This window comes from Kitasatospora sp. NPDC059673 (assembly GCF_042734215.1).
GTDB lineage: Bacteria > Actinomycetota > Actinomycetes > Streptomycetales > Streptomycetaceae > Kitasatospora.
Genome location: NZ_JBHWEN010000054.1, coordinates 1 through 10,593, shown reverse-complemented (window position 1 = coordinate 10,593; position 10,593 = coordinate 1). Strand labels below are relative to the sequence as shown.

Below are 10,593 nucleotides of genomic sequence, written 5' to 3'. Positions count from 1 at the left end.
GGGTGCCGCATCAACTGCGGCACCCGGGCGGTTCGTTCGCGTCTCCGAGCCGCCGTCAGGCGGCCTTCGCCTCCACCGACGCGGCGGGCTTCGGCGCGGAGCCGGCGGCCTTCGGCTTGCGGAAGAAGAAGTACAGCGTCGGCACCAGGTACAGCAGCCAGATCACCACCTGCACCACCGTCGGGTCGGGCTGGAAGTTGAACACACCCTTCAGCAGGGTGCCGTACCAGCTGTCCACCGGGATGGTGGAGGAGATGTTGAACGCCAGCTCGTGCAGGCCGGGGATCCAGCCCGCCTCCTGGAGGTCGTGCACACCGTACGCGAGGACGCCCGCGGCGACCACGACCAGCATCGCGCCGGTCCAGGTGAAGAACTTCGCCAGGTTGATCCTGAGCGCGCCGCGGTAGAACAGCCAGCCCAGTACGGCCGAGGTGAGCAGGCCGAGGATCGCGCCGGCCAGCGGGTTCCAGCCGTCACCGGTGGCCTGGACGGCGGTCCAGATGAACAGCGCGGTCTCCAGGCCCTCCCGGCCGACGGCCAGGAAGGAGGTGACCACCAGCGCGACGGTGCCCATCGCCAGCGCGGCGTCCAGCTTGCCGTGCAGCTCGCTCTTCAGGTGCCGGGCGGTGCGCTTCATCCAGAACACCATCCAGGTGACCAGACCGACCGCGAGGATCGACAGGGTGCCGCCGAGCGCCTCCTGCGCCTCGAAGGACAGCTGGTTGGAGCCGAACTGAAGGATCGCACCGAAGGCCATGGACAGGCCGACGGCACTGCCGACGCCGATCCACACCGGGCCGAGCCGGTCCTTGCGGCCGGTCTTGACCAGATAGGCGATCAGAATGCAGACCACCAGGCTGGCTTCGAGGCCTTCTCGAAGGCCGATCAGGTAGTTGGCGAACACGGCGGTTCTCCTCGTGTGGGGAGTGAGGGTGATGTGGGGCGGGGGTCAGCCGAACAGGGTCTGGCCCCACCACTCGCCGGGCTTGCGGACCCCGGGCGGGCAGGCGAAATGGGCGGATCCGACGTGCGTGATGTACTCGTTCAGCTTGTCGCCGGCCGCCAGCTTGGTCTGCAGCGGCACGAAGGCCTTGCGGGTGTCGCGCTGGTACGCCAGGAAGAACAGGCCGGCGTCGAGGCGGCCGAGACCGTCGGTGCCGTCGGTGAACGAGTAGCCGCGGCGCAGGATCATCAGCCCGTCGTTGCTGTCCGGGTGGGCCAGACGCACGTGCGAGGTGGCGGGCATCGCGGCCAGGTCGGGCGCGTCGCGTTCCTTCTGCTTGCCGTACGGGGCGCCCTCGATCTTGGTGCGGCCGAAGGTGTCCTCCTGGTCCTGCAGCGAGGCCCGGTCCCAGGTCTCGATGGTCATCCGGATCCGCCGGGCCACCAGGTACGAGCCGCCGGTCATCCAGTCCTGGCCGTCACCGGGCGCCACCCACACGTGCTTGGCGAGCCCGTCCGCGTCCGTCCCCGCGATGTTGTGCGTGCCGTCCTTGAAGCCCATCAGGTTGCGCGGGGTCTGGCTGTCGGGCGTGGTGGACGAGGTCTTGCCGAAGCCGAGCTGCGACCACCGGACGTTCACCACGCCCATGCCTATCCGGGCCAGGTTGCGGATCGCGTGCACCGCGACCTGCGGGTCGTCCGCGCACGCCTGGATGCAGATGTCACCGCCGCTGCGGTTCGCCTCCAGCCGGTCGCCCTTGAACTTCGGCAGGTCCACCAGCGCCTCGGGCCGCTTCGCCTTCAGGCCGAACCGGTCCTTGCCGTCCTTCTCGAACAGCGTCGGCCCGAACCCGATGGTCAGCGTCAGCCGGGACGCCGGCAGCCCGAGCGCCTCACCGGTGTCGTCCGGCGGCGACTGCGGGACGACCCCGACCGCACCGCCGCCGACCTCGCGGCCACCGGTGATCGACGCGGCCGCCTTGGTCCACTCCTTGAGCATCTTGACCAGCGCGTCACGGTCCTCGGTGATCACGTCGAACGCGGCGAAGTGCAGCCGGTCCTGAACGGGCGTCGAGATCCCCGACTGGTGCTCGCCCCAGAACGGCACGTCCTGACTCTGCGGCGCGGCGGCCGGAGCGTCCGACCCCCTGGTCGCGGCCGCCACCGTGCCCACCCCGGCCGCGCCGATCGCGACACCCGCACCGGCCCAGCCGATGACAGCCCGTCGGCTGAGCCCCGCACGCTGCTGCGCCCCGCCGGCCTCGGCGGAAACCGCCTGCTGCTCGTTCTCGGCGTCCATCTCTGACGTTCCCTCTCGGACGTGACCTGCTCGAAAGACCTGCTCGGAAGACCTGCTGACAGCGACTCGGCCTGCGCTGCCCTTGATTCGCCTGCGTCTGCTGCGGCGGTTACTTGACCACGACGGCCGCGGCCAGCTTCGACAGCGGCTCGCTCAGCGCGTTCACGGCGTCCTGGAGGGTCTTGCGCTCGCCCTCGGTCACCTTGTCGTACGAGGTCCACGTACCGTCGGCCTGGCGGTACTTGGCCAGCAGACCGGTGATCTTCTCGAACTCGGCGTCCAGGGTCTTCGACAGGCTCGGGTCGTTCTCGGTGGCGACCGGCTTCAGCAGCTCGTAGGCCTGACGGGCGCCCTCCACATTGGCGGCGAAGTCCGACAGGTCGGTGTGGCTGTAGCGGTCCTCCTCACCGGTGATCTTGTTCTTGGAGACCTCGTCCAGCAGTTCCTTGGCGCCGTTCGCCATACCGGTCGGGGTGATCTCCGCGCTCGGGACGCGCTTCTGCCAGTCCTTCAGGTCGGTGACCAGCTGGGCGGCGAGCGTCTTCTCCTCGTCACCGACCTTGCCGTCCGCCCACAGCGCCTTCTCCAGGCGGTGCCACCCGGTCCACTGCCCGCCGTCCTCCAGCGCGTCCTCCCGGACGTCGGTCTTCGGGTCGATGTCACCGAAGCTCTCCGCCACCGGCTCCGTCCGCTCCCAGCCCACCCGGGACGGCGCGTAAAGCGACTTCGCCTTCTCCACGTCGCCCGCGGTGATCGCCGCCGCGAACTGCTCCACCACCGGAATCGTCGCGTCCGCCTGCTCCTGCGCGTACTTCCGGTAGTCCGCGATCGCCTGCGTCAGCCGGTCGTCCGTCTTCACCGCCGCCCCGCCGGCCGCCGTCACCGTGATCTTCTGCCGAATGCCGTCACCGGTCATACCCGGCTTGCACGCCACCTCGTACGTACCGGCCTTGATCTCGGCGTTGATGCTCACCTTGGTGCCCGGGCCGATGTTCTCCCGCTCGGTGACGATCTTGTCCCCCTCGGCGTACACGTACACCTCGGTGGTCTTGCTCCCCTTGTTCGCCACCGCCAGCTCGACGTGCCCCGCCGGGAACGTCGTCTTCGACAGCTCACACTTGCTGTCCGTCGCCGTCACCTGCACCGGCCCGCTGCCGTCCGCCGAAACCTTCCCGTCGTCCTTCTTCGAACACCCCACCAACGCAGCCCCCGCCACAGCGAGAACGAGGAAAGTCGCAGCAGTCGTACGGCGGGCGGGCATGCTCACTCCAGGGACGAGGGTACGGAAACACCGGCTGGGCGGCCTCCCCCGAAAGCCTCCCCCGGGGGCACCGCTCAGTAAGCTAAGGCATACCTTAGATGCCTCTTTACGCCGAGGTCGACACCGGGGTGGCAAAACCCGAGGCAGAACAGGGTCCGCGTCCCGCGCCGGCGCGACGCGGGACCGCCCCCGGAGCCCGAAGGCCCCGGGGGCGGTCCCTCACCGAACAAGCGGCGAACCCGCGGGCTTTACCCCACGAACCGGTCCGCGTCCGCACGGCGCCGCGCCCGGTACAGCAGCACACCGCCCAGCGTCAGCAACCCACCACCGGCCAGACCCGCCGCCGCCAGACCCGCCGGCGAACCCGTATCCGGCAGATAACCCCCACCGCCACCGTGCGGCGGCTTTGAAGGACCACCCGGACGAGGCGGCTTCACACACCCCTCCTTCTCCGGACACTCCGACACCGTGACACACACCGACACCGGCTCACTCTCCACCAGCGCCCCCTGCGGATCACGACCCGAAGCCTCCGCTACGTTGATCACATGCCCGGCCTTCGCATCCTCCTCCGTCACCGTGTACGTGCCGTGGCACGTCGTGCTCGCACCCGGCTCCAGCACCGTCGCGTCACACGTCACCGACGCCACCCGGTCATCACGGACCATCACATCCGTCAGCACCGTCGACCCGGTATTGGTCACCGTGTACGAGTAGCTGACCGTGTCACCGACACGGAACGGGCCCGCACTGTCCGCCTTCTTCTCGACCGACAACGACGACGCACCGGAGACGGTCTTCACCGTCACCTCACTCGGCGCACTCACCACCGGCCGACCCTCGGGATCGAGGCCGTTCGCACGAGCCGTGTTCGTCACATGACCTGCCTCGACGTCCTCCTCCGTCACCGTGTACGAGCCACGGCACACCGTGCTCTGCCCCGGATTCAACGTCGTCGCGTCACACGTCACCGACGCCACCCGGTCGTCCGACACCACAACCTCGTGGACCACCACGGCACCCGTGTTCCTAACGGTGTACGAGTACCGCACCACGTCACCCACACGGAACGGACCGGCGCTGTCCGCCGTCTTCTCGATCGACAACCGGGCCTCACCCACCACCGTGACCGTGGCCTCGGCCGGCGGGCTCTTCACCTCCTCACCCTCGGGGCCGGTGCCGTTCGCGTGAGCCGTGTTGGTCACGTGACCGGCCTGGGCATCGGCAGCGGTGATCACGTAACTCCCGTGGCAGAGCGTGCTCTGACCCGGGTTGAGCATCGTCGCGTCGCAGGTCACCGACGACACGTGGTCATCCAACACCGTGACGTTGTGAACAACGGCCGTGCCCGTGTTGGTCACGGTGTACGTGTACTGCACCGTGTCACCCACGTGGAACGGACCGGCAGAATCGGCCACCTTCTCGATGGTCAGCAGCGCCTCACCCCGAACCGGGACCGTCGCCTCGGCCGGCGGACTCACCACCGTCTGACCCTCCGGGTTCGTACCCTCCGCGCGAGCGGTGTTGGTCACATGACCCGCCTGCACATCCGCGGCCGTCACCACGTAACTGCCGTGGCACAGCGTGCTCGCACCCGGGTTCAACACCGTCGCGTCACACGTCACCGTCACCACGTGGTCATCCACGACCTTCAGAGCGTTGACCACCGCCGTACCGGTGTTCGTCACCGTGTACGTGTAAGTAACGGTGTCACCCACGTGGAACGGACCAGCACTGTCAGCCTCCTTTTGGAGGGTCAACTCGGCGATGCCCGCCACCGGAACAGTGGCCTCACCGGGCGGACTCACCACCGGCCGCCCCTCAGGATCAGTGCCGTTCGCGTGCGCCTTGTTGGTCACATGACCGGCCGACACATCCGCAGCGGTGATCACGTACGTGCCGTGGCACAGCGTGCTCGCACCCGGGTTCAGCACCGTCGCGTCACACGTCACCGACGCCACGTGATCGTCCACGACAGTCAGGTTGTGCACCGTCGCCGTCCCCGTGTTCGTCACCGTGTACGTGTAGGTGACGGTGTCACCCACATGGAACGGGCCCGCGCTGTCAGCCGTCTTCTCGATGGCCAGCAGACCTTCGCCCACCACCGGGACCGTCGCCTCGGCCGGCGGACTCACCACCGTCTGACCCTCCGGGTCCGTACCCTCCGCGCGAGCGGTGTTGGTCACATGACCCGCCGCCACATCCGCAGCCGTCACCACGTAACTGCCGTGGCACAGCGTGCTCGCACCCGGGTTCAGCACCGTCGCGTCACACGTCACCGACACCACGTGGTCATCCACGACCTTCAGAGCGTTGACCACCGCCGTACCGGTGTTCGTCACCGTGTACGTGTAGAAAACCCTCTCACCCACGTGGAACGGACCAGCACTGTCAGCCTCCTTCTGAAGGGTCAACTCCGCGACACCGACTACAGGAACGGTGGCCTCCGTCGGCGGGCTCTCGATCAGCTGGTCCTCCGGATCGGTAGCCTCCGCGTGCGCCTTGTTGGTCACATGACCGGCCGTCACATCCGCAGCGGTGATCACGTAACTGCCGTGGCAGAGCGTGTTCTCCCCCGGGTTCAGCACCGTCGTGTCGCACGTCACCGACGTCACGTGGTCGTCCACGACAGTGAGGTTGTGCACCGCCGCCGTCCCGGCGTTGGTCACCGTGTACGTGTAGAAAACCGTCTCACCGAGGTGGAACGGGCCGGCGCTGTTCGCCACCTTCTCGATGGTGAGCAGGGCATCGCCCAGGATGTCGATGGTGGCTTCACCAGAGGGGCTCTGCACCGACTGTCCCTGCGGGTCGGTGCCGTTGGCGTGGGCCGTGTTGGTCACGGAGCCGGCCAGCACATCCGTGGCCGTGATGACGTAGCTGCCGTGGCAGAAGGTGCTCTCGCCGGGGTTCAGCGTCGTCGCGTCACAGGTCACGGACACGATGTGGTCGTCCGTCACCGTCAGGTTGTGCACGGCGGCCGTGCCCGTGTTCGTCACCGTGTAGGTGTAGGGCACGGTGTCGCCCACGTGGAACGGGCCGGCGCTGTCGGCCGCCTTCTGGAGGACCAGTCGGGCTTCGCCCACCACCGGAACCTTCGCCTCGGCCGGCGGACTCACCACCGTCTGACCATCCGGGTCCGCGCCCTCCGCGTGAGCGGTGTTGGTCACGTGACCGGCCGACACATCCGCAGCGGTGATCACGTAACTGCCGTGGCAGAGCGTGCTCTGCCCCGGGTTCAGCACCGTCGCGTCGCACGTCACCGACACGACGTGGTCGTCCGCGACGGACAGGTCGTGCACGGCGGCCGTACCCGTGTTCGTCACCGTGTACGTGTACGACACCGTTTCGCCCGCGTGGAACGGGCCGGCGCTGTCCGCCGTCTTCTCAATGGACAGCTGGGCCTCGCCCACCACCCGGACGGTGGCTTCGGCCGGCGGGCTCTGCACTCCTTGGCCCTGGGGGTCGAGTCCGTGGGCGTGGGCGGTGTTGGTGACATGCCCGGTCTGCACGTCCGCGGCCGTGATCACGTAACTGCCGTGGCACAGCGTGCTCTCACCGGGGTTCAGTGTCGCGGTGTCGCAGACCACGCCTGCGACGTGGTCGTCCGTCACGGTGAGGTTGTGCACCACTGCCGTACCGGTGTTGGTCACCGTGTACGTGTAGAAGACCGTCTCACCGAGGTGGAACGGGCCCGCGCTGTCCGCGGTCTTCTCGATGGCCAGCAGCGCTTCGCCCACCACCGGGACCGTCGCCTCGGCCGGCGGACTCACCACCGTCTGACCCTGCGGGTCCGTACCCTCCGCGTGAGCGGTGTTGGTCACATGACCCGCCTGCACATCCGCGGCCGTCACCACGTAACTGCCGTGGCACAGCGTGCTCGCACCCGGGTCCAGCACCGTCGCGTCGCACGTCACCGAGGCCACATGGTCGTCGATCACGGTCACGTTGTGCACCAGCGCGCTGCCCGTGTTGGTGACGGTGTACGTGTAGAACACCACGTCACTCTCATGGAACGGACCGGGCGAATCCGGCGTTTTCTCGATGCTCAACGTCCCGACACCGGCCACCAGGGCGCTCGCCTCCGCGGGCGGCGTGGTGATCACGCTGCCGTCCGGGGTGGTGAACGTGGCGGTGACGCTGTTGATGGTGTCCTGGGTGATGCCGGGAAGGTTGCAGAAGATCTGATGTTCTGTGCCGGCCCCCAGGTCGAAGGGGCCGCCGGCGGCGCAGGAGGGGGTGACGGGGTCGGTGAGGGTGACACCGGAGACGTCACCGGGGCCGGGGTTGGTGACGGTGATCCGCCAGTAGGCGGTGCCTCCCGGCGGGAGGGTCGTGGTGGCCGCCCAGGGGCCTGGGCCGCCCGGGCCGCAGTCGGCGGGGTTGGTGGAGGTGCAGACCTCTTTGACGATGGTCAGCTTCGCGGCGCACTCGGGGCCCGGAGTCACCTGGAGGGTGACGGTGTTGGAGACGACGGGCGGCTGGCCGTTGGTGACGGCGGTGGCCTGGTTGGAGACGGAGGTGACGGCGCAGTCGGTCGCCACGGTGGTCTCGAAGCAGATCTGGGGCGCGTCGCCGACGAAGGTGACCTGCATCTGCGGGTGGTTGTCGGGGGTGAAGGACGCTCCGCTGATCAGGGTGATGTTGGCGATGACCTGGATCGGCGAGTCGGCGATCGGGACGGAGGAGATGTCCGCCGTCTCGGTCACGGGGTCGAACGGGAAGGTGCCGACGGTGGTGCCGTCCGCCGCCAGCACCGTCACCGAGGACTGGGTGAAGTCGACGGTGGTCGGATCGATGCCGAGGAGGCTGACCGTCCCGTAGGACCGGACATGCCCGGTGGCCCCGTCGCAGTAGAACGCGGCGGGGTTGAGGGAGCTCTGGGCCCTGGTCTTCAGGCAGGGCGAGGCGCCGGTGACGGGGTCGATCGAGAACAGGTAGCCGGTGTCACCGAGGCTGTACTTGCACTGGCCGTCGTAGGCGTAGCCGTAGGGGCTGGTGTTGCCGCCGTTGACGTTGGGCGGGCCGTTGACGATGCCATTGGCGCCGTACTGGGCGCAGGGGCTCTGGGTCGTCCAGTCGTAGCAGTACGAGGTGCTGTTGAGGGTCGGCGTGATGCCCCGGTAGATCCAGAACGGGAACTCGGTCTCCAGGTGGCCGTTGAGGGCGGTGATCGTGAGCGGCACCTGGAAGTTGGCCTCGCCGAGTGAGAGGTTGGTGCTGACCAGGGTGCTGAGGCCGGGGGGTGCGGCGATGGGGTTGCCGGTCAGGTCGAAGCACTCGACGGTGCCGACGGCCGGGGTGACGCCCTGGTAGAAGCCGCCGACGATCGTGCAGACCCCGGTGATGGTGCCCGCCGCGTTGTACATCTCGAAGACGTTGTCGGCCCGGGCGGGTTCGTCGTCGAGCGGGGTGGCCACGATCCGGGGGGTGGCCCAGCCGGCGCACGCGGCGTTCGTGGACGGGTCGAAGCAGGACATCACCGTTGGCAGCGGGGCCAGTTGGTTGTCGGTGACGTAGATCTTTCCTTCGATCGTCCGCATGATGCCGGCGTAGTCGCCGCTGGGCACGACCTGGCCCTCGTTGGGGGGCAGGCCGATGTTGAAGGTGCCGCAGGAGGTGTTGGCGACGGCGTCGTAGCAGAGGATCTCGCCGGTGCCGGAGACCGCGTAGATGTGCTGGTTCGGTGCCTGGACGACACCGCCCACGACCAGCCCTTCGCCGGTCTGCAGCGCGGTGAAGCCGCAGCTGGCCTGGGCCTGGAGGTCGATGCAGCCGACGCCGATCAGTGCGGACTCGACCCGGCTGACCGCGGCGTAGTACAGCTTGGAGCCGAGCTGCACGTAGGTCGGGGTGCGGGTGCTGCCGAGGTCACCGGTGGTCGCTCCGGGCTCCGAGGAGTTCAGGGCCCGGGGCCAGACCGCGGGGGCTCCGTCCGGGGTGGGGCAGGGGCCGTTTGTGAGCAGGTCGGTGCAGACCACGCTGGGCGGGTTGCCGAAACCGTGGTGGTAGATGTTCCAGACCTCGGGCGTCTGGACGCCGTTGATCGTGGCGGTGTACAGGATGGGGGTGAATCCGTCGCCGCCGGTGGCCGTGTTGATCGGCGTGAACGGCGGCGCGATCGGGACCACCAGGCCGGTCGCGGGCGACGCGAGCTCCGGGTTGTGGGCCTGCACCACGTTGGTCGCGGTGCCCTGGTCGGTGCCGGTGAAGGTCGCGCCGCCATCGGTGGACCACTGCTTGGTGAAGCCGGGCGGCGCCTGGAGCGAGCCGGGTACATAGGTCTGGCTCTGCGGGACGCTGCCCGGTCCGCCCTGGATCACGTCGGTGATCGTGGCATCGACCGGGACGCCGTCCGGGTTGGTCGCGGAGACCACCCAGCGGACGGTGTCACCGTGCGCGGTCTGGGTCGTGCTCCCGGTGGTGACGTCGGTCCCGGTCTTGGACAGGGTCACGGGCAACTGGCGGCCGGCCCGGTCGCCCGCGGCGGCGTGCGCGGCCGCGGGCGGGTGTGCGACGGCGGGCCAGGCGAAGGAGGCCGACGCCGTGGCGAGTGCGACGACGAGCAGCAGCAGTGCTCTGACGGCGCGGCCGCGGATCGCCGCCGGCCCATAGCGTCCGGGCGGGCGTTCGCAGGGAGGTCGACGGCGTCTCATGACGGTTCCTCTCGATCGGTCGGGCGGCGATTCGCGCACGCAGCGCACATGAGCGATTACTCACCGCGACCATACAATCGAGCGTCTTGTCTGAAAATCCGTCAAATACCCTCAATGACCCACAAGCTGGACGCGTTCACTCCGGCGGGTGCGAAACCGTCCCGGACGGGCGCGAGAGCCGGGATGCGGCGGGGTGCACAAAAAGGGGCGCGGGGAACTGCGCGAGCAAGGAGTGCACGTCAGCCAGGTCGCGATCACGTGCAGGTCATTGCCCTGCCTCGCGATCCTGCTGGTGGGTGCCTTCCGCTTCGCGCAGTTCCCCGCGCCCCTGGTGGTGCCGTCCCTGCTACGGCAGGTTGCGGGCCATGACGATGCGCTGGACCTGGTTGGTGCCCTCGTAGATCTGGGTGATCTTCGCGTCGCGCATCATCCGCTCC

5 protein-coding genes are annotated in these 10,593 nt (G+C 68.6%); all 5 read right to left on the bottom strand.

Going from position 1 to position 10,593, the window contains the following annotated elements:
• Positions 1-55 precede the first annotated feature (55 nt).
• A complete protein-coding gene (efeU, locus tag ACFV18_RS32605; protein WP_380488938.1) occupies positions 56-904 on the bottom strand; it encodes an iron uptake transporter permease EfeU in 849 nt (282 codons plus the stop codon).
• A 45-nt stretch (positions 905-949) separates the two neighbouring features.
• On the bottom strand, positions 950-2,242 hold the full coding sequence (efeB, locus tag ACFV18_RS32600; RefSeq protein ID WP_380488937.1) for an iron uptake transporter deferrochelatase/peroxidase subunit: 1,293 nt from the start codon (positions 2,240-2,242) through the stop codon (positions 950-952).
• A 109-nt stretch (positions 2,243-2,351) separates the two neighbouring features.
• Entirely contained in the window at positions 2,352-3,503 is a 1,152-nt protein-coding gene (gene efeO / locus ACFV18_RS32595) for an iron uptake system protein EfeO (protein ID WP_380488936.1), read from the bottom strand.
• Positions 3,504-3,751: 248 nt separating this feature from the next.
• A complete protein-coding gene (locus tag ACFV18_RS32590; RefSeq protein ID WP_380488935.1) occupies positions 3,752-10,156 on the bottom strand; it encodes a hypothetical protein in 6,405 nt (2,134 codons plus the stop codon).
• Between the two features lie 346 nt (positions 10,157-10,502).
• On the bottom strand, positions 10,503-10,593 hold a 91-nt coding region (locus ACFV18_RS32585), incomplete at its 5' end, for an acyl-CoA dehydrogenase family protein (protein ID WP_144385854.1).